This window comes from Bradyrhizobium sp. PRIMUS42, assembly GCF_023006515.1.
Classification (GTDB): Bacteria; Pseudomonadota; Alphaproteobacteria; order Rhizobiales; family Xanthobacteraceae; genus Bradyrhizobium.
Map to the genome: position 1 here is coordinate 14,564 of NZ_JALBGZ010000011.1, position 20,598 is coordinate 35,161.

The window sequence follows — 20,598 nt, forward strand, 5'->3', positions numbered from 1 at the left end:
TCCTGCCCACGATCGTAGCTGATGAGATCGTCGGCTACCACAATCAGGGACTGGAACTCACTTCAATCCACCCTTGAGCTATCGCGCAAGCTTCTATATGCGGAAACTTCAACCAAGCGTACTGCAAACCAACCATGAGCTCCTCCAAGACGATCCTGATCACAACGCTCGCCGAGTACCAGACCCGGTTCTGGATTCCTGTCGCGCAGCGTCTGCGCGCGTCAGGATGCGAGGTCGAACTGCTCGCCTTTGACGATCGCAGCGCCGAGATGTCGGTGACCGCGGGGGTGCCGGTCACGAACATGTACCGCGAGGGCCTCAAGGCCGGCCCCTCGCCCGATGAGCGGACGGCTTTTGATGCACGGATCGAAGCTTATGGCCTCGACGGCTCCAATTTCCTGTTCAGCCATGAGCGCTTCACATTCGGAATCCGCGACAGCGCGGCGTTGCGCCGGCGCTTCATGATCTACGCCAACGCCATGGAGGTGTCGCTCGACCGTCTCGCGGGGCAAGGCAAGCACGCCGTGCTGGTGCAGGAGCTCGGCGGCTTTCTCTCGGTGATTTCCAGCTTCTACGCTGCGAAACGTCGCGGTATCTGCAATTGGTTCATCGAGCCGTCATTCTTCCGCGGCCGGATGTACTTCACGCCGGACAGCCTTGCCGCGCCGCAGGTGATGGCGAGACCTGCCGATGAGGTGTCGCCCGAAGTGCGCAGCTATCTCGACGACACCCTGAAGCAGCAGGCCATCGTCATCCCCAAGAAGGACCAGCATCATTATTCGGCGGCCTTCAAGAAAGTGGTCAACCTGCGCAACTCGCGCCGCCTCGCCGAGAAACTCTGGGACCAGTTCGCCCTCGGTAAGCACCAGGAATTCGGGCACAATCTGCGCCACGCCCGCGTGCATGCCGCGATGGCACTCAATGCGACACGGCTGAAGAAGCTCTATCGTCCAATCCCGGACAAACGGTTCGTCTACTATCCCTTCCACGTGCCGGCCGACATGGCTCTGACCCTGCGCTCGCCGGACTATCTCGATCAGGTTGCGACCGTCGATTTCCTGCTGCGGACGATTCCGGATTCGCACGTGTTGGTGGCGAAGGAGCACCCCGCCCAAATCGGCGCGATCTCTGCCGATCGCCTGTTCGAGTTGGCGCGTCGCTTCGACAATTTCGTGCTGCTGCCGCCACAGACCAACAATTACACCGTGCTGAACCGCTCCGACGCCGTCATATCCGTCAACAGCAAATCCGGCGCTGAGGCGCTCCTGCTCGGCAAGCCGGTCGTGGCGATGGGGGATGCCTTCTACAGCTCATGTCCGCTGATCTATGCCGCCGACCGCCTGCGCGACGTGCCGACACGCCTGCGCGAGGCGCTGCGGGATGGCCCATTCGACCCGGTCAGGGGCGCCCCGTATTTCGAGGCTGCCTGGCGGCGGTCGTTTGCGGGCGAACTCTACATCAGCGACGCCAAACAACTCGACACATTCGCGGCCTCGTTGCGCGCCGCGGTAGTCGAGACCGCCGTTGCCGGTTGAAGGATTGCGCGATGCCCCTTGTTTCGATCATCACGCCATCCTGGAACGTCGAGCGCTTCATCGAGGAAACCGTCGCTTCGGTTCTGGTCCAGACCTTCGGTGACTGGGAGCTGCTCATCGCCGATGACTGCTCGACCGATCGCACGCCCGCGATCGTGGCCGAGATCGGCGCGCGCGATCCGCGCGTCAAGCTGATCCGGATGCCGAAGAACGGCGGTCCGGCGCTGGCGCGCCAGGCGGCAATCGACAATGCCGAAGGTCGCTATCTCGCCTTCCTCGACAGTGACGACCTATGGCTGCCCACGAAGCTCGAACACCAGCTCGCTTTTGCCCGCGACAAGCGCGCTGCGCTCAGCTACACCGCATTCCGCCGCATCGACGAAGCCAATACCATGGCGGGCCGGCTGATCGAGGTGCCGGCAGAGCTGAGTTATGACCAGCTCCTGAAGAACACCTCAATCGCGACACTGACAGCGCTGGTCGACCGCGAGATTTCAGGTCCCGTCGCCATGACCAACGAGGGCTATGACGATTTCTGCCTGTGGCTGTCCATCCTCCGCCGCGGTCACATCGCCCACGGCCTCAACGAGGACCTGGCGCGTTATCGTGTCAGAGGCTCGTCCGTCTCCAGTCGCCCGGTGCGCTCTGCCAAATGGGTCTGGAACATCTATCGAAACGTCGAGCACCTGCCGTTGCTCAAATCGGCCTGGTGCTTCGGCCATTGGAGCGCGCGCGCCTGGCTGAAGCGGCGCCAGTTCTAGACGGGGCACGCAATCATCATCTCCCGCCCTAAAAGGTTAATGGTAGTTAAATACCATCATCCGAGTGGGCTATTTGGCTATTGGCGAAGCCGGCGGTTGCCGATACCACTCCTCAAGCCGCTCCGCCCGGCCGGGTATTTTGGAACCGACAATGCCTTTTGAAAGCTACAAGAACAGCCGCATCCTCGTAACCGGGGGCGCCGGGTTCATCGGATCGCATCTGTGCGAGCGACTGCTCGATACGGGAGCCGAGGTGGTGTCCGTCGACAACTACTTCACTGGCAGCCGGCGCAACATCGCCCATCTGATCGCAAATCCGTTGTTCGAGGCGGTCCGGCACGACGTCACCTTCCCGCTCTACATCGAGGTCGACGCGATCTTCAACCTGGCCTGCCCGGCCTCACCGATCCACTACCAGCGCGATCCCGTGCAGACCACCAAGACCTCGGTGCACGGCGCGATCAACATGCTCGGCCTCGCCAAGCGGCTGAAGGCGAGGATTTTTCAAGCCTCCACCAGTGAGGTCTATGGCGACCCGCTGATCCATCCTCAGACGGAGGGTTACTGGGGCAACGTTAATCCGATCGGCATCCGCTCGTGCTACGACGAGGGCAAGCGTTGCGCCGAGACGCTGTTCTTCGACTATTGGCGCCAGCACGGCCTGCCGATTAAGGTCGCGCGCATCTTCAACACCTATGGGCCCCGGATGCAGCCCAACGACGGCCGCGTGGTGTCGTCCTTCATCGTCCAGGCGCTGAAGGGCGAGCCGATCACCGTGTTCGGCGACGGCGGCCAGACCCGCTCGTTCTGCTATGTCGACGATCTCGTTGAGGCCATCATGCGGTTGATGGTGACTGCGGACGACGTCACCGGCCCGATCAATCTCGGCAACAATTCCGAGTTCACGATCCGTGAGCTGGCCGAGAAGGTCATCAAGCTTACCGGCTCGCGTTCCAAGCTCGTGTTCAAGCCTCTGCCGCAGGACGATCCGCGACAGCGGCAGCCCGACCTCACCAAGGCCAAGGCTATCCTGAACTGGGAACCGAAGGTTGCGCTGGAGGACGGTCTGAAGGAGACGATAGCCTACTTCAAGCACTCGCTCGAACTGGCCTGATTGGACCCACGGCTCCACGATGGCCTACCGTTCGGAGCCGAGAGCACGCCGCCGACCAAGAAGCAGTGCATTTTCCCTATTGTGATCCGTCGCCAAGGGACTCGGATCCAGCAGGGCTTGGCAGGCGCACTCTTCAGCCTAGTGAAATAGGAAGGTTCGCGCCAGAAGCTCCGCAATGTGGGATAGGCTTGAATAATCAATAGGGGAGAAGGCCGGATCACTGCGCTGGTCTTCCCAAAATCCATGATCAAACGAGAACGCTTGCGTCTCCAAGAGAAATCCAGTCCGCAGTAGGTGGTTCGAAGAATCGGGCAATCCGCTGTTGGTATCTGTCTTACCAGTGGGCTCGATCTCAGGTTGGAAAACGAAACCTTCGTTGTGCCGCAGGAGGAACGCTGTTGCAGATGACGTGTCGGCCCTAGCAGCCGCCGAAGGAACTCCAACGGCGCCATCGCCATTGAGGTCTTGATGGAAGGTGGTTTCGAGGGATTGAAATGAAGCATTCGTCCCCGTCACCTCGGGAACGATATTGCCCGTGTAGTTGCCGTTGCTGTCCGTGCCCCAGACCGTGTAGTGACCTGTCACCGAGTCCCTCCAGGCCACATCGTACCCGCCGGCGGTCTGCTCGGCTGCGAAGGGTGCCCAGGTCCCATACACAGCGGCGCTGACCGGCGATCCGGAGATCTTCAGGACAGGCCCGCTGCCCGCGCTGATGGCCTCGAGATAGAAGTTGTCTCCGGTCTGCACCAGTTTGGTGGAGCCCTGTGCCTCAACCGTGGCGCTGGGAATACCTATGGTCCCATCGCCATTGAGATCCTGTTGGAAGGTGGTCTCGAGCGATCGAAGTGATGCATTCGTCCCCGTCACCTCGGGAACGATATTGCCCGTGTAGTTGCCGTTGCTGTCCGTGCTCCAAACCGTGTAGTGACCTGTCACCAAGTCCCTCCAGGCCACGTCGTATCCGCCGCCGGTCTGCTCGGCTGCGATGGGCGCCCAAGTCCCATACACAGCAGCGCTGACCGGCGATCCGGAGATCTTTAGGACAGGTCCGCTGCCCGTGCTGATGGCCTCGAGATAGAAGTTGTCTCCCGTCTGCACCAGCTTGGTGGAGCCCTGCACCTCAACCGTGGCGCTGGGAATACCTATGGTCCCATCGCTATTGAGATCCTGTTGGAAGGTGGTCTCGAGCGATCGAAGTGATGCATTCGTCCCCGTCACCTCGGGAACGATATTGCCCGTATAGTTGCCGTTGCTGTCCGTGCTCCAAACCGTGTAGTGACCTGTCACCAAGTCCCTCCAGGCCACGTCGTATCCGCCGCCGGTCTGCTCGGCTGCGATGGGCGCCCAAGTCCCATACACAGCAGCGCTGACCGGCGATCCGGAGATCTTCAGGACAGGCCCGCTGCCCGTGCTGATGGCCTCGAGATAGAAGTTGTCTCCGGTCTGCACCAGCTTGGTGGAGCCCTGCGACTCAATCGTGGCGCTGGGAATACCTATGGTCCCATCGCCATTGAGATCCTGTTGGAAGGTGGTCTCGAGCGATCGAAGTGATGCATTCGTCCCCGTCACCTCGGGAACGATATTGCCCGTATAGTTGCCGTTGCTGTCCGTGCTCCAAACCGTGTAGTGACCTGTCACCAAGTCCCTCCAGGCCACGTCGTATCCGCCGCCGGTCTGCTCGGCTGCGATGGGCGCCCAAGTCCCATACACAGCAGCGCTGACCGGCGATCCGGAGATCTTCAGGACAGGTCCGCTGCCCGTGCTGATGGCCTTGAGATAGAAGTTGTCTCCCGTCTGCACCAGACTAGTCGACCCAACCGCCTCGACCGCAACGTTGATCACGCTGACGCTTGCGATCGTGCCATCCGCGAACTGAAAATATTCGACGCTGGCGACGGCATCGGTGCCATCAGGCGATCCGCTGCGCAGGTCAACCACGGTGAAGGTCTGTGTCGCCGCGTTGTAGGAAACCATGTAATTGGCCCGGCTGCCCGAATACACCGCGGTGTCGGTGCCCGAGCCGCCGATGATCGTGTCGTTGCCCGCCCCGCCGGTGATCGTGTCGTTGCCGCCGCCGCCGTTCAGCGTGTTGGCGATGGCGTTGCCGACGATGGCGTCGTTGCCGGATCCGCCGATGGCGTTGTCGATGTAGGAGCGAGCGTCGCCGCTATAGAGATAGGCGTTGTAGACGTTGCCCGACGCGTAATGGCCGTTGCCCAGATACGCCAGTTGCACGGAGGAGAACACCGACGAGGCGCCGGGATTGAGATTGATGCTCAGGTTCGTCGTGTAGTTCGACAGGTCGTAGGTATCGACGCCGCCACCGTCCCAGACCGTCTCGTAGATGCGGTTGGCCGAGCCGCCGACGCCGCCGCCCGGCGCGAGCTGCCCGACACCGTTGATGAACTCCTGCCCCGTGGTCGGATTCCAGGTGTAGACGGTGCTGCCGCTCTGGGTCGTGTAGTCCGCGCCGTACATCGTCTGCAGCGCGAGGATATCGTTGGCCATATAGGTCTGCGAATATCCGTACGCTTCATTGGTGTAGCCGGACGTCGTCGAACCGCCGACATAGCTGCGATAGCTCATGACGGTGTATTCGCTGTCGTCATGCGCGCTCGGCACCGCGACGTTGCCAGGGCCGCCGGCCTCCTGGCTGTGCTTGAGGCCGAAGGCATGGCCGAGCTCGTGCAGCGCGGTGGTGAAGTAATAGTTGCCGAGCTTGGCCAGTGAGAAATTGTATTGAGTGCCGAACCAGACGTCGCCGCCGGACGCGTAATTGCCGGGATAGTAGGCGTAGGCGGTCGGATTGGCCGCCGGCGACTGCGCGATCATGATGTCGGCGCCGTTCGTGCCCGCGTACTGGATGTCGGCATTGGTGTAGCTGAGGATCAGCCCGATCGCGTAATTGATGGCCGCCTGGATCTGGGTGGGCGCCGAGGCGAAGCCCGAAGTGGTCGGCTCGCTGCTGCCGCCGTAATAGGGATTGGGGTAGTCGCTGGATGCGTCAGGAAAACTATAGGTGATCGTGCCGGTCCATTTGTAGCCGGACAGCAGGCCGTCGATCTCTGCGTTGTTGGTGGCACTGACATTAACAGCGGTGGCCAATGGACTCTCCAGAGCAACGCATCGCGTGCGATTCGGGACGAAAGCACATGATTCTAGCGCGAGAGTTAAACGTTTGGTTTAAATTGGGCAGCTCCGCCTGCCCCTCTTCCATAAGACTGTGTTAGCCATCAGATCCCGTAGTCATACGGAGCGCAACAACAGCCTCGGTTCCTGCGGCACCTGTAATTTGCAGGGTTTCATGAAACGACGTTCACTCATAGCCGGTCTGTTTGGCGCCTTGATGGCGCTCGCCGGGCTGGACCATCAACCCTTCGGAGGACTCCCTGTCATGGTGAAGGCCAATGCGGACGACAGCGGCAAGGCGGCGCGTGCGCCCTCCATGCCGATGGCCCGCGATCCCGCAGTCGCGGTGGCAGAGGAATACGAAGCCGCCCGCCGCAAGGGAACGCGGGAGGCGCTCGAGCTCTTCATTGCTCGCCACGGCGATGATCCCCTGGCTGAGCAGGCACGCACGGAGTTGAAGCGCCTGTCGCGCTGATCGCTGGCACCGCATCAGGCATGGCATTTCGGTAGGCGGCATCGGCGCCTGGCCGGCTTGTCGTGTGGTCGTTCGGCACTATGGTAGGCCCGCAATCTGTCCCGGAGCCCCTCAAGATGCCCTTTCCGCATGCCTCGGAAGCCCTGTCGCGCTTTACCGTGCTCGATCTGACCCGCGTCCGCTCCGGGCCCACCTGCGTGCGGCAGCTGGCGGACTGGGGTGCCAATGTCGTCAAGATCGACGCGCTGACCGAGGATACCGGCGGCGAGCAGCCGGGCGGGCCTCGCCGGGGTTCCGACTTCCAGAATTTGCACCGCAACAAGCGGGCCATGACGCTGAACCTGAAGGACGAGCGCGGGCTCGCATTGTTCAAGCGCCTCGCCGCCAAGGCGGACGTCGTGGTCGAGAATTTCCGGCCCGACGTGAAGAAGAAGCTCGGCATCGACTATGAGAGCCTTGCCGCAATCAACCCGCGCATCGTCTATGGCAGCATCTCCGGCTTCGGGCAGGACGGCCCCTACCACAAGCGGCCGGGCTTCGATCAGATCGCGCAAGGCATGGGTGGGCTGATGTCGATCACCGGGGCGCCGGGCCAAGGCCCGATGCGGGTCGGCATTCCTGTGGCCGACCTCACAGCCGGCCTGTTCTGCGCCATGGGCATCCTGACCGCGCTGCTCGAGCGCGAGGTCTCCGGCAAGGGCCAGTGGGTGCAGACCTCGCTGCTGCAGGCCCAGATCTTCATGCTCGACTTCCAGGCCGCGCGCTGGCTGATGGAGAAGGAGGTCGCCAAGCAAGCCGGCAACAACCATCCGACCAGCATCCCGACCGGCGTGTTCAAGACCTCGGACGGCTACATCAACATCGCCACGACGGGCGGGCGGATCTGGGAGCGCTGCGCCCAGGCGATTGGCGCGCCGGAGCTGTATGCCCATCCCGACTATGCGACGGCCCCTGCCCGCTCCAAGAACCGTGACGCGCTCAACGCCGAGATCGAGAAGCGCACCGTGACGAAGTCGACCGAGGCCTGGGTTCGCGAGCTCAACGAGGCCGGCGTGCCCTGCGGACCGATCTATGCGATCGACCAGATGTTCGAGGACGCGCAGGTCAAGCATCTTGGAATCGCGCAGGACGTGCCGAACGACGAAGGTCGCCATATCCGCCTGGTCGGCCAACCCGTGACGCTGTCACGCACGCCGAGCAGGATGGTGGCGCCGCCGCCGGAATTCGGCGAGCAGACCGACGAGGTGCTGAAGGAATTCGGCTTCGGTGCCGACGAGATCGCAAAGCTCCGCGACGCCAAGGTGGTGTGAGCCCCGCGCGCACCGTGCCCAACGACAAAGCCCGGCGCGAGCCGGGCTTTGCTTCTTGTTGACGCCTTTGTTGTTCTCAGTACTTCGCGACGATCGGGCCGTCGAACTGGTAGTTGAAGCCGACGCGCAGGATGTGGTCGGTGAAGTGCGACGAGACACTGGCGCTGATGGGAAGCGCCGGCGCCAGGGTGAACGTACCGGCGTTGTAGCGGCCGAGATCCATGTAGAGATATTCGAGCTTGGCGCTCCAGTTTCGGGTGATCTTGCCTTCGACGCCCACGCCGGCAGTCCAGCCCACGCGCGTGGTCGAGGTCGAGGCAATCGAGGCGATCGGAGCTCCGAGCGGAGGCGTACCAATGAAGCCGCCCATCGAGCCGGTGGTCTTGATCTCGCCGAAGGCCAGACCGCCGGTGCCGTAGAACAGCACCTTGGGTGTCGCGAGAATGCCGACGCGGCCGCGGACCGTACCGAACCACTGAAGGTGCTGATCGACCGTCAGCGTGGTGCCGGCCAAACCGCCAGCCGGAAGGAACGTCAAGCCGGGAAGACAGACGCCACCGGCGGGGAAAACGGTGCCGACGCAAGAATAGCCCCTGCTGCCCCGCTCGCCCGACCATTGCAGGTCACCCTCGATGCCGTAGACCCAGTTCGCGTTCTGCCAATTGTAACCAGCCTGGCCACCGGCGATGGCGCCGTTCATATCGAACGAGCCACTCGTGATGGATCCCGCCGGAGGCGCGATCGGAGCGCCCGTTGCCGAGCTGAAATAGTTGACGTCGGTGCGCGAGCGGCCCCAGCTGTAGCCGGCATTGCCGCCGACGTACCAGCCCGTCCAACTCCAGACCGGATCAACGATCGGTGCCTTCACATAAGGCCTTGCCGCGATGTCGGCGGCCAGCGCGCCCGTCGCGAACAGCGCCATCGCCGCCGCCATTCCAATCACAATCCGCTTCATGGAGAATCCCCCCTGCACAATTTCGTGATGAAAACATACGCCGAGGAGTGCAAAAGTGCTGTGCCGGGGTAGCAACAACCAGGAACAATCGACGCGTGTAACGTCTAGGACCAGGGCGACATCACCCCCTATGCTATTGAGGCTTTAAAGGAACTTCTCCTAGTGCGGCGCAGCTTTGCTCCCTGCGTCAATCCGCCACGGGTAAGCAAGCCGTCAATCACCGGCCAGAACAGCAGCACAATCGCCAATGTCGTGATCGACCCTACCAACCCGCTCGACCAGAACACCTTCAGGTTGCCGCCTGAGCCGATCATCGACAGGCGGAAGGCGTCCTCGGCCCGGTTGCCCAGCACGAGCGCGAGGGTGAACGGGGCCAAGGGAATGCCGATCTTCTTGAAGACGTAGGCGACCACGCCGAAGCCGAGCATCAGCCAGGTGTCGAACATCGCGTTCTGGATCGCGTAGGCACCGATCGCGCAGGACACAACGATCATCGGCGCCACCGCGGCGAACGGCACGCGCAGGATCGAGGCGAAGATCGGCACCGTCGTCAGCACCAGCACGAGGCCGACGACGTTGCCGAGATACATCGAGGCGATCAGGCCCCAGACGAAGTCCTTGTGCTCGACGAACAGCAGCGGCCCGGATTGAGCCCCCACACCATTAGGCCGCCGAGCAGGATCGCCGCGGTGCCGGAGGCGGGGATGCCGAGCGCCAGCATTGACGCATGCGGCGCCGTCTCAGGCGCGCCCTCGATGCGGCCTTTGCCGAAGCTTTTGGGATCCTTGGCGAAACGCTTGATGAGGTTGTAGCCCATTAAGCAGGCCGCGATCGCTCACCGTCTTGTTAAAGACCTCTGACGGCTACATCAGGTAGCGTCATTACCTGAGCGCATACATCGAGAGTGTTTGTAGAGCCTTCCCCTTATATTACTAATAGGGAGGATGCCGGGCCAGTGCGAGCGAGTTCGCGGGCCTTCCCTTCCAAGCGCCGCAAGCCCGTCCCTCTCGCCCTGCGCGGCTTGCGGATGCGTTGTCGCAGTGTGCAGCCGGGATTGTAGCGAGATTTTCAAACGCACTCGGCGGGCTTCTCTGAGGCTCAGGATGCGAAGCTCAGTCTATAAAACCAAGCTTCGCGTCGCGCTCTATTTTTTCCGCGGTCCGTTTCGATTTGGCTGTCTTATTTGCGGTGCTCCCGGCTATTGCCTCGTTAGCATTGAGAACGCGATAAACAGATGGACACCACCGGCGTACGATCTGATAGCGATTGCGCCCAGGCAATCGGCGAACCGGAACTCTATGTCTATCTCGACTACACGATAGACCCTGCCCGCTCCAAGAACCGCGACGCGCTCAACGCCGAGATCGAGGAGCGCACCGTGACGTACTCGACCGAGACCTGGGTTCACGAGCTCAACGCGGCCGGCGTGCCCTGCGGACCGATCTACGCGATCGACCAGATGTTCGAGGACACCCAGGTCAAGCATCTCGGCATCGCCCAGGACGTGCCGAACGACGAGGACCGCCACATCCGCCTGGTCGGCCAGCCCGTGACGCTGTCGCGCACGCCGAGCAGGATGGTGGCGCGGCCGCCGGAATTCGGCAAGCAGACCGAGGAGGTGCTGAAGGAGTTTGGCTTCGACGCGGACGAGATCGTCGAACTTAGGCGTCACAGAGTGGTGTAAAGTAACGAGCCTCCTCTCGGAGAACGATCACCCGCGAGCTTGTTGAACGATATGGGCAAGGCGATTGTAGCATGCCGGCGGCAAGCGGCTAAAACAGGCAACGTTGATCGGTCGGTCTAACTGCCTCCCAATCATCGAAACACGTCCGGGAACGGATTTGAGAATCTTTCTGAAGGCCGGAGCACGTAATCGGCCGCGAGCCGCCATCCGGCAACGTCGGCGGACTTTCCACAACGTTCGCAAGATAATTCCTCGCCCTGGAGCAACCATCGCCCTCGCGCGAATGAGCTCTTGGAGGCTCTCTCAAGACATCGCGGGCAAACCAATGGTAAGCGTCGGGCCCGCCAACGTTGCAGCAATTTAGACGCCATTTGACTTCCCTTTGGGAAATACGCAAAGATTGCGAACAACTAGATACATCAGAAACTGACTCTTTGGAATATTGTCAGACCAAGCACAGGGTCCAGGAAGGGCTCAGCACGTGCATGCATACACACGCGTATCTGTTTGATCGGAAGCCAGCGTCTTTCCACTAAGTACCGTGCCACCCTGCCAGACCACCTACCCTGCCGTTGATTCCCATCCGCGCGTCGATAAACTGCTGGGGATCTCAGTACAGGGGCGTCATAGTTGTTCGAATAGCGGCGGCCATTCGAAAAGTTGAAGTCGTAGCCAGGCGCACAGCCGCCGTCTCTTCCGCGGAATTGGATTTGTTGATCCGATTGAAGATACCTCGTCTGCTTCAAAGACCTTTCGTCGTCCTCTCAAGGCCGCCGGACAAACACCTGCGCCCGCGAGCAGGACTTCAAGTCGACAAATGGACTGACGTAAAAGCCCCAGTTCACACCCAGCACCCGCAGTTCCCCGGCCGGCCGGTCTGAACCACCCTAAACTTGGAGCACGTGGTCGACTAACGCGAAGATTGGTTGTTGAATTTACCGATTCTTGGTCAGGTCTAACTGCCGGCGGGCGGCTTGGCGGCGGCTCATTGAGGTCTCGGGCCCACGGAGCACCAGTCGCAATCCTTGGAGTATCGCTTGAGCCCACGCAGGATGAGGCAAGAAGGCTGACCAAAAGGTTACAGATAGTCCACCGTGCTCGCGTAATGTGCTTGAGCAGCGAACCGGCAGGTTGGAAAAACGCCTCCTGCATTGGAAACACTTAGGTTGATCGTGACTGTCGAACGAACCTAACACAGAAAGAAGACTAGTCGAGCTTGGCAAGGGCACCGGCGCGCGCTTTGAGGGAGGGCGCTGCAACTCAGAATGTCGCCCTTCACTTGGCAGGCCGGCAATGACGTCGATATACGAGCAAGATGGTGTGCCAGCCAGAAGGTCTAGCGACCGGGTTTCGAAATGATTGCAGGTCTATGGCTCACTGCCTAGGTTACCTTGAGCCACCAGATCGGCCACCGCACCGCGACGACGTACGATTTGCGCAGGGGGAACTCGCCGCTGGTTCCAGCCGGAACATCCGCTTTGGTCTGGCAGCTCCCGCCAGCGTGGATCACTAGAGGCGTGATCCATGGAACATCTTACGGGAGTATGGCCGGTAGATCACTCCCCCTCGCAGCTCCATTGCTGGAGCTAGGCGCGGCCCTCGAACGCCCGTCGCTCGAAAACGCCGATGCCGCACGCTCTGACCGGCAGCACAAAAATCAAATGTGCCGATGCAATCCCGAAAAAGCGATCATCACGAGTGCCACGGCTCCGATGGCTGGTAACAAGAGAACGGCGTCAGGCATGACGACACAAGCCCCGCCTAGCAGTGAACATACCTGTCGATCGCACGTTTAGGAAAGTCCAAACATAGACGTTGGCTAGTTGACCGGAAGAGCGAAATTGGAGTGGTGAAGAGGGCAGGAGTTGACCGCCTGCTAAGATCCCCATAGCCTCACCAAAAGCGCTCCTGAGCAATCAGCAACATGACCATTCAAAATATTTCTCATATGGTCTGCCCGGTGTGTCGGTCCGTGTACCGACGCTCTATAAGAGCCTCTGCCAGGCCGGAGACGGGGCAATTCTCATGTAGCATTTGTGGCGAGATCATCGCCCAGTGGCATACACCGTACGCGCCCCTCTACACCAGGAGCGACCGGGCAGACTTGCTTTCGACCAAGCCTGTGGAGTGCGCTCGCAACACAAAGTTCGATGTTGCGAAGGCTATCGCAGACGAGATCTGCGAAGCTAGAACCGAACTACCGCTCTTTTAGCCCAAGCTCCGTCCATCATAAAATGTAGCAGCTTCCTCGCGGCAGATAAGAGTTCAGGGACATGCATCGACGAACCCATCGGTGCTGTCCGCGCGATCAGCATTAGGAAGCCAACTTGAGATGCCGGGCCTTGGGACTCGGCGAACATTATTGGTCTAAACGTTGCAGCGACGTGGTTGTAGCCCGTTGCGTCTGCCTGAAGCGCGCCAGAAGCCGGTCGATCACCGGCCAGAACAGCAGGACGATCGCCAGCGTCGTGATCGAGCCGACCAGGCCGTTCGACCAGAACACCTTGAGGTCGCCGCCGGAGCCGATCATCGAAAGACGAAAGGCGTCCTCGGCCCGATTGCCAAGCACCAGGGCCAGCGTGAACGGCGCCAGCGGAATGCCGATCTTCTTGAAGACGTAGCCGACCACGCCGAAGCCGAGCATCAGCCAGATGTCGAACATCGCGTTCTGGATCGCATAGGCCCCGATGGCGCAGGACACCACGATCATCGGCGCCACCGCGGCGAATGGCACGCGCAGGATCGAGGCGAAGATCGGCACCGTCGTCAGCACCAGAACGAGACCGACGACATTGCCGAGATACATCGAGGCGATCAGGCCCCAGACGAAGTCCTTGTGCTCGACGAACAGCAGCGGCCCCGGATTGAGCCCCCACACCATCAGCCCGCCGAGCAGGATCGCCGCGGTGCCCGACCCGGGAATGCCGAGCGCCAGCATCGGTAGCAATGCAGAGGTGCCGGAAGCATGCGCCGCAGTTTCCGGCGCGAACACGCCCTCGATGCGGCCCTTGCCGAAGCTCTCGGGATCCTTGGCGAAACGCTTGGCGAGATTGTAGCCCATGAAGGAGGCCGCGATCGCGCCGCCCGGGGTGATGCCGAGCCAGCAGCCGATGAAGGACGAGCGCAGCAGCGTCACCCAATATTTCGGCAGGTCCTTCCAGACGCCGAGCACGACGCGGAGCGAAATGCTTGCCGCATGCCCGCGTAGCGCCAGGCGCTCCTCCATGGTCAGCAGGATCTCGCTGATGCCGAACAGGCCGATGACCGCGACCAGGAAGTTAATGCCGCGGAGCAGCTCCGGCGAGCCGAAGGTCATGCGCAGATTGCCCGACACGGTATCCATGCCGATGCCGGCCAGCAGCAGCCCCAGCGACATCGAGATGACGGTCTTGTGCTTGGCCTCGCGCCCCAATCCGACGAAGGAGCAGAAGGTGAGCAGATACACCGCGAAGAACTCGGGCGGGCCGAACTTCAACGCAAAGGACGAGATCATCGGCGCAAGGAACGTGATCAGCAGCACCGCGACCAGCGAGCCGATGAAGGAGGACGTGAACGCCGCGGTCAGCGCCTCCGCCGCCCTGCCCTGCTGCGCCATCGGATAGCCGTCGAATGTGGTCGCGACCGACCAGGCTTCGCCGGGGATGTTGAACAGGATCGAGGTGATCGCGCCGCCGAACAGCGCGCCCCAATAGATGCAGGACAGCATCACGATGGCCGAAGTCGGATCCATCGTGAAGGTGAGCGGCAACAGGATCGCGACGCCGTTGGGGCCGCCGAGGCCCGGCAGCACGCCGACGAAGATGCCGAGCACCAGCCCGACCATCATCAGCACGAGCGTCTTCCACGTCAGCAGAACGACAAAACCGTGAAGCAGGAGACCGAAAGCTTCCATCGCAAATTCCGCCTAGCGACCGAAGGCCGCTTCGAGCGGCCCTTTCGGCATGATGACGTCGAAGGCGATGTCGAAGGTGACGAACATGATCGCCGTAAACAGGAAGGCGGTGAGCAGCGACTTCCACAGCGCGATCTTGCCGACGAAGCGCATGAAGCCCGAGATCAGGAGGAAGCTCGCGACATAGAGGCCGAGGAACTGCATCACCAGGCAGAACAGCAGCGTCGGCACGAATACCGCCAGCACGCGGCGGGCCTGCGCGCGCGTGACGAAGGTTCCTGACGCGGTGCGACGCGCCATCAGGGCCACGATCAGGCCGTAGAGGCTGCCGCCGCCGAGGATGACCGAGAGATAGAACGGGAAATAACCGGGCTCGGGCCCGGTCGAATCCCAGGACGCGCCGGTGCGCCAATTGTCGTAGCCGAGCGTCACGGCCAGCGCGAGCAACAGGAGACAGACGACGATCTCGATCGTGCCGGAGGAGACGACGGAGGGCGAGTCGTCTTCAGGCGCGGTCGGATCGTCGACGACGATTTCTAGATCGGTTTGGGACATGAGCTCTGGTGCACAGCTGGGAATTATCAACCTCTCCCCGTTCTTACGGGAAGAGGCTGAGGCCGCATCCGCGGCCGTTTTTGGAACACCGAAGCCAAAGCTTCGGCGATGACGAAGCGCCGGGTGAGGGGTTCTCTCCACAGCCTCGACTCGCGCAGAGAGCCCCTTTACCCCACCCTCTTCCCGTAAGAACGGGGCGAGGGAGAAGAGGCAGACGGCTACTTCGCGACGAATCCGGCTTCCGTCATCAGCGACTTGTTCTGCGCATCATCCTCCTCGAGGAACTGCACCATGTCCTTGCCGGTGAGGAAGATCGGCTTCAGCGCCTGCTTCTCCATGTACTCCTTGTACTCCGCGGTCTGCGTCACCTTGTGGAAGAGATCGACATAGAACGCCTGCTGCTCGGCCGTGACCTTGCCGGGCAGGAACATCGCGCGCAGCATCAGATATTGCACGTCGACCCCCTCCTCCTTGCAGGTCGGGATGTCGGCCCAGGACTGCGTCTCCGTCACCTTGCTGGTGTAGGCGATGCGCTCCTTGTCGAACACGCAGAGCGGACGCACCTGGCCCGCGCGCCAGACTTCGAGATTTTCCGAGGGGTTGTTGACGTTGGCTTCGGTGTGGTTGCCGACCAGCTGGGTCGCGGCCTCGCCGCCAGACTTGTAGGGCAGATAGGAGAATTTGGCGCCGGTCTTCTGCTCGAGGAAGACGGTCAGCACGTGATCCTCGCGCTTGGAGCCGGTGCCGCCCATCTTGAACGGCGCGCTCGCGGCCTTCGCGGCCGCGACGAACTCCTTCACCGTCTTGGGGCCCGCGCTGTTGTCCCAGAGCACGAACTGGTCGAGCGCGACCACCGAAACCGGGGTCAGCTCACGCCAGTTGAACGGAATCTTCGCCGACAGCGGCAGCATGTAGATCAGCGAATAGGCGATCAGCACCTTGTTCGGATCGCCCTCGCTGGACTTCATGTACATCAGCGCTTCCGCACCCGAGGCGCCGCCCTTGAGCGAGACGACGATCGGCTGCTTCATCAGATTGTTCTTCTGGATCGCGGCCTGCATCATCCGCGCCATCTGGTCTGACGCGCCGCCCGCGCCCGCCGCCACCACGATCTCGACCGGCTTTGCCGGCTCCCAGCCCGCAACAGCCGGCGTGCCGCAAAGCGCGGCCGCAAGCGCCATTGCGGCCTTCATTCCATGTCCCACGTGCGTCTTCCCTATGTTCTTGTTTGGATTGGAAATTCAGAGATGAATTCAGCGCCCATTGTGCTGGCGAATTCGACTAAGTTCAAGCCGCCCGGCGTCATCCCGGTTATGACTTTGGAATAAGACAAGTCTCGTGCGATTGCGTTACAAGCAAGCCGCCGCTCCTCGTGAGGAAGTGGCGGAAAAGAGATCAATGGGCTTCATCAGGGTCGGAGGTCTTCGAAATGCTTAGATGCTTCGATTTTGCAGAATTTACCGAAAAGTTCAGAGTGTGAAGTGATGCCGCGCCTGCTCTATATCAACGAGAAATTTGGCCACGACGCGACGATCATCTTGGACAGCGGAGACGCCTGTTGGATCTCGGTCGGCAAGAAGGGCGTCTTGGTACGGTCTCACAAGCACAGCTTTTGGGGCGGAATGCTGGGAAGCCTATTTGGTCCAAAGCTCTATCAGGAGCGGAATGTCTACCAAGCACTCAGCGTCGCCCAAGCTCTCACGGCAACGTTTGGGCCGGTTCCACAAATTAAGTGCAAGGACGCGATGCTCAAAGCATTCTGCACAGCAGTCTGGCACTGCTCTTCCCCTGCACGCGTTAAGGCCGTATTGAATGATCCGGCATTGCTCGCGGCGTAACATTGTGCGAGCAAGATCACTTCACCCCGTCCATTTTTGCTTCGCCGCCGCGCTTGCAATTTTCTGATCCAACCATATTCCTGAAGTATGAATACGCGTAGAAAAGTAAGCTTGAACCACCTCTCTGAGCGGAAGAGAACGCGCTGGAAAGTGCAGTGGGGCGTGCCCGCCCGCGCCGCTGGCGGAACCGCAAGAGCAGCTGCACTATCGGGCGACGAGCGAAGGGAGATTGCGCGGAAGGCTGCCAAGGCCCGTTGGGCGAGACACTTGCCGCAGGCGTCGCATGAAGGTGTCATTCAATTTGGAGACATCGAAATCGAAGTTGCTGTCCTCGACGGCGGTCAACGTGTGATCACTCAAGGTGGCGTCATGGTGGGCCTAGGTTGCATTCGGCCACCCAAAGGACGCCAGCATTACAGGGCCGGCGCCAATCTCCCTGCTTTTTTGACAGTGCAGAATCTAGCGCCCTTTGTCGGCGAAGGCCTAGCTATGATCGCTAAGCAGATTGAGTTCCGCACCAAACAAGGCGTGAAAACGTTCGGTTACGCGCCGGACTTCCTCCCAGCGATCTGTGATGTCTTCGGGCGCGCCCAACGGGCCGGAGCTCTCAAGGCCGCTCAGCGCAACATTGCTCACCGCGCCGGAATTATCGCGGAGCAGCTCCAACGATCCGGCACGGCGGGCCTCATTGATAAAGCTACAAGTTACCGAGAAACTCGCGAGGTTTAGACCCGCCGGGGATGGCTATGGCCGCGAGAGACATCAAACTAGGCTGTGTACTCATTAGGCGGTTGGCCGGCTGTCTCCCCCCTAATAGCGGCGGAAAAACGGACATCTCCCGAGGTCGCTGAAGGGCCAAAGGCTGCCTTGGCCACGCCGAATGGCGCTAATCGGCTCGCCTCCCGAAAGCTGCCCCTCAGTAGCCAGAGCAAAAAAGTAGCCCGGCCCCCCCCTTTTACCGGCGGTGGCTAGCTTACTGAGGACCTGCCTTGCGTTCACGGATGCTATCTTACCGTCCCAACATAGTATCCTTCGACCTGACCATCCTCCGAGAACTTGGGACAGACGCAAAAGCCTCCCGGGGAGTTGCGTGTCGGACACACCACCCTTGGCGTTCCCGACGGCAGTTCGGACGCATTCACGAGGCACTGCGATTTAGGTATTGGGTCGTGCGGCGTGCTTTTAGCGAACACGTCTGTACCAGCCAGCAAAAGAACAACCAGGACGACCTGAAAGAAGCACACGCGTGAATCATCGGTGCTGGTTCGCAGTCTTGATCCGCCTGGACGAACAGGACGATGCGAGGTTCGACCTGAAGCACTAAGCCGCGAAACCATGTCTACGCCGATCCCGTTCCGCCAATGGATTGGGCAACATTGGAATGGGGCTTCGGCGCGATGCAAGGGCTTATCAGGCTCAAGGGCGCCTTGTGCGTGCCCCCTCAGCAGGCTCAAGGAGCCGCGATCTACCGAAGAAGCATTGATATTGATCGGCCGGATTTGACGGGATGACGCAGTCTGCTTTGGGTCAAATCAGAATGGCCCGAAGCAGACCTCAACCGGCGAATGACAGGTCTCCGATGGACCAAGCGTCGAAATGTTCGGCTGCTCGGCCCAAGCTCGGTTCGATGGGCGATCACGCTCCCTGTCCTCTCGCGCGGTCCCTTCAAGTGTTCCAATGGGATCCTGCGCAAAATTTGTGCGCCCGGGACTGTATGATCTGGCGAAGCAGCATGGGGTATGATGCGGGCATCAGATGACCTGTTTCGGCCATGCCGAGCTTTAGATCATCGGCAGCGGCCAAGCCAACAATCGCGCGGGCCAGCGCCGCATTGAACCGCCGCATGTCCAGCCCGATGCGAAAGCTGTCGTCCCACAGCTCGATACTATCGCGATTCTCGTCACCGAACATCAGAGCCTCAGGAGCCCATGACTTTCGAGCCGTCAACAACGCTGCAACGGCGTTCTCGTAAGAGTAACATTGGCGGCCAGCCCAGTAGTTGGGTGGGTCTGGATAGCTATCCGTTCCTTGTGCACGGCTGCTTCGAAACGCTCCGAGCACGATAGGGGACGATCCATGGAACCGCTCAACGGCTTCGCGAGGGAAGAGATAGAAATTGAATTGCCAGATCGCCATGAAGCAACAATAAAAGCGGGCTTTTCGACAGCCCAAGCTGAAAGTGCATCAGGACAAACACTGGCGCAACGGCCGTCAGTCCGCAATGGGTCACAAGCGACGGTCCGGCGCCTAGTGGGAAAACTTCCGGTCTACCCCTCTGAGCCGACGCGTAGCAGCACCGCCCCAACGGCAGCGATGCGCCAATACGCGAACTGCGCGCTGCGGTCGGTTTGCGTTGAGGCTGACCTTGAAGAGACTAGCCTCGATTACTCGTCCCTCACACTGAGGAAGAGGAAGTGGAGCTACCTCACAGTCCCAACATAGTATCCTTTGGCCTGGCCATCCTCCGAGAACTTGGGACAGACGCAAAAGCCTCCCGGGGAGCTGCGTGTCGGACACACCACCCTTGGCGTTCCCGACGGCAGTTCGGACGCATTCACGAGGCACTGCGATTTAGGTGTTGGGTCGTGCGGCGTGCTTTTAGCGAACACGTCTGTACCAGCACCGGCCAGCAAAAGAACAATCAGGACGACCTGAAAGAAGCACACGCGTGAACCTAATGCGATGACACGAGTGCGGCTAGGCTGAAAGCCACCACGCACGCAGCAGCCAAGGACCACAGTGTTATGAGGACCTCTCTCGGCATACCTCTAGACCAACGCAGCGGTTCCTGCGGCTCCAAGCATATAGTTCACAATTCCGATTGAAAGTATTGGGCAAGAAATAGATTTCAAGGCCCCGCATCGTAGCTTCTGCAGTATCAATTCATAAGATCGGTTACTTGCCCTTCCAGTTCGGCGTGCGCTTGTTGAGGAAGGCGTCCATGCCCTCGCGGAAATCTTCGCTCATATAGGCCTTCAGGATCAGGTCCTCGCCCTCTTCACGCGACAGCGTACGGCGGATGCGGCGCACCGCTTCCTTGGTCGCCTCCAGCGTCAGCGGCGCGTGGCTTGCGACGAGTTTTGCCGTCTCGTCGGCGCGGCGCTGCAGCGTCTCGACATCAGGGACGACCTCGTTGAGCAGGCCTAGCGCTAGCGCTTCCTGCGCCTCGACGAGGCGCGCCTTGAAGATCATATCCTTGGTGCGGGCGGGTCCGACCAGCGCGACGACGCGGCTGATGTTCGACATCGACAGGCAGTTGCCGAGCGTGCGCGCGATCGGAAAGCCCATCCGCGTCGTCTCGGTGCCGATGCGGAGGTCGCAGCAGGCTGCAATTCCGGCGCCGCCGCCGG

General features: G+C 61.0%; 14 protein-coding genes and 2 pseudogenes. 8 read left to right on the forward strand and 8 right to left on the reverse strand.

Annotated features, from left to right (window positions below; genetic code table 11):
* The first annotated feature begins 134 nt into the window (after positions 1–134).
* From MOV75_RS02775 to MOV75_RS02785, 3 genes are all read left to right on the forward strand, one after another.
* The gene (locus tag MOV75_RS02775) at positions 135–1,535 is read left to right on the forward strand and encodes a capsule biosynthesis protein (RefSeq protein WP_247004805.1); all 1,401 of its coding nucleotides are present in this window, start codon (positions 135–137) and stop codon (positions 1,533–1,535) included.
* 11 nt (positions 1,536–1,546) lie between these two features.
* A complete protein-coding gene (locus MOV75_RS02780; RefSeq protein WP_247004807.1) occupies positions 1,547–2,296 on the forward strand; it encodes a glycosyltransferase family 2 protein in 750 nt (249 codons plus the stop codon).
* A 151-nt stretch (positions 2,297–2,447) separates the two neighbouring features.
* Entirely contained in the window at positions 2,448–3,410 is a 963-nt protein-coding gene (locus MOV75_RS02785) for a UDP-glucuronic acid decarboxylase family protein (protein WP_247004809.1), read from the forward strand.
* 138 nt (positions 3,411–3,548) lie between these two features.
* Here MOV75_RS02785 and MOV75_RS02790 read toward each other — a convergent pair whose 3' ends face one another.
* Positions 3,549–6,515: a M10 family metallopeptidase C-terminal domain-containing protein gene (locus MOV75_RS02790; protein WP_247004811.1), complete on the reverse strand. Its 2,967-nt coding sequence runs from the start codon at positions 6,513–6,515 to the stop codon at positions 3,549–3,551.
* 199 nt (positions 6,516–6,714) lie between these two features.
* On the opposite strand from MOV75_RS02790, the gene MOV75_RS02795 reads away from it, so the two are divergent.
* Together MOV75_RS02795 and MOV75_RS02800 are read left to right on the forward strand one after the other, a co-directional pair.
* Positions 6,715–7,014 (forward strand): hypothetical protein, encoded by a 300-nt coding sequence (locus tag MOV75_RS02795; RefSeq protein WP_247004813.1) that lies wholly within the window; start codon positions 6,715–6,717, stop codon positions 7,012–7,014.
* Between the two features lie 116 nt (positions 7,015–7,130).
* A complete protein-coding gene (locus MOV75_RS02800; protein WP_247004814.1) occupies positions 7,131–8,324 on the forward strand; it encodes a CaiB/BaiF CoA-transferase family protein in 1,194 nt (397 codons plus the stop codon).
* Between the two features lie 76 nt (positions 8,325–8,400).
* Here the strand turns inward: MOV75_RS02800 and MOV75_RS02805 are convergent, their stop codons facing one another.
* Complete coding sequence (locus tag MOV75_RS02805) at positions 8,401–9,279, reverse strand: outer membrane protein (protein ID WP_247004816.1); 879 nt, start codon at positions 9,277–9,279, stop codon at positions 8,401–8,403.
* A 128-nt stretch (positions 9,280–9,407) separates the two neighbouring features.
* Positions 9,408–10,114: pseudogene (locus MOV75_RS02810) on the reverse strand (tripartite tricarboxylate transporter permease); the annotation flags it as partial.
* 432 nt (positions 10,115–10,546) lie between these two features.
* On the opposite strand from MOV75_RS02810, the pseudogene MOV75_RS02815 reads away from it, so the two are divergent.
* Positions 10,547–10,963 (forward strand): annotated as a pseudogene (locus tag MOV75_RS02815) (CoA transferase); the annotation flags it as partial.
* 2,359 nt (positions 10,964–13,322) lie between these two features.
* On the opposite strand, the gene MOV75_RS02820 reads toward MOV75_RS02815, so the two are convergent.
* From MOV75_RS02820 to MOV75_RS02830, 3 genes are all read right to left on the reverse strand, one after another.
* Positions 13,323–14,855 (reverse strand): tripartite tricarboxylate transporter permease, encoded by a 1,533-nt coding sequence (locus MOV75_RS02820; protein ID WP_247004825.1) that lies wholly within the window; start codon positions 14,853–14,855, stop codon positions 13,323–13,325.
* Positions 14,856–14,867: 12 nt separating this feature from the next.
* Entirely contained in the window at positions 14,868–15,410 is a 543-nt protein-coding gene (locus MOV75_RS02825) for a tripartite tricarboxylate transporter TctB family protein (protein ID WP_246921194.1), read from the reverse strand.
* A 218-nt stretch (positions 15,411–15,628) separates the two neighbouring features.
* Positions 15,629–16,603, reverse strand: coding sequence for a tripartite tricarboxylate transporter substrate binding protein (locus MOV75_RS02830; protein WP_246921191.1), 975 nt, complete (start codon positions 16,601–16,603; stop codon positions 15,629–15,631).
* Between the two features lie 291 nt (positions 16,604–16,894).
* Here MOV75_RS02830 and MOV75_RS02835 point away from each other — a divergent pair, with 291 nt between their 5' ends.
* The gene (locus MOV75_RS02835; RefSeq protein ID WP_247004827.1) at positions 16,895–17,248 is read left to right on the forward strand and encodes a hypothetical protein; all 354 of its coding nucleotides are present in this window, start codon (positions 16,895–16,897) and stop codon (positions 17,246–17,248) included.
* A gap of 267 nt (positions 17,249–17,515) precedes the next feature.
* Complete coding sequence (locus MOV75_RS02840; RefSeq protein ID WP_247004829.1) at positions 17,516–17,977, forward strand: hypothetical protein; 462 nt, start codon at positions 17,516–17,518, stop codon at positions 17,975–17,977.
* 936 nt (positions 17,978–18,913) lie between these two features.
* Here the strand turns inward: MOV75_RS02840 and MOV75_RS02845 are convergent.
* Both MOV75_RS02845 and MOV75_RS02850 read right to left on the reverse strand, forming a co-directional pair.
* On the reverse strand, positions 18,914–19,159 hold the full coding sequence (locus MOV75_RS02845; RefSeq protein WP_247004831.1) for a hypothetical protein: 246 nt from the start codon (positions 19,157–19,159) through the stop codon (positions 18,914–18,916).
* A 984-nt stretch (positions 19,160–20,143) separates the two neighbouring features.
* Positions 20,144–20,598 (reverse strand): enoyl-CoA hydratase-related protein (locus MOV75_RS02850; protein ID WP_247004833.1); only part of this gene is annotated, 455 nt, incomplete at its 5' end.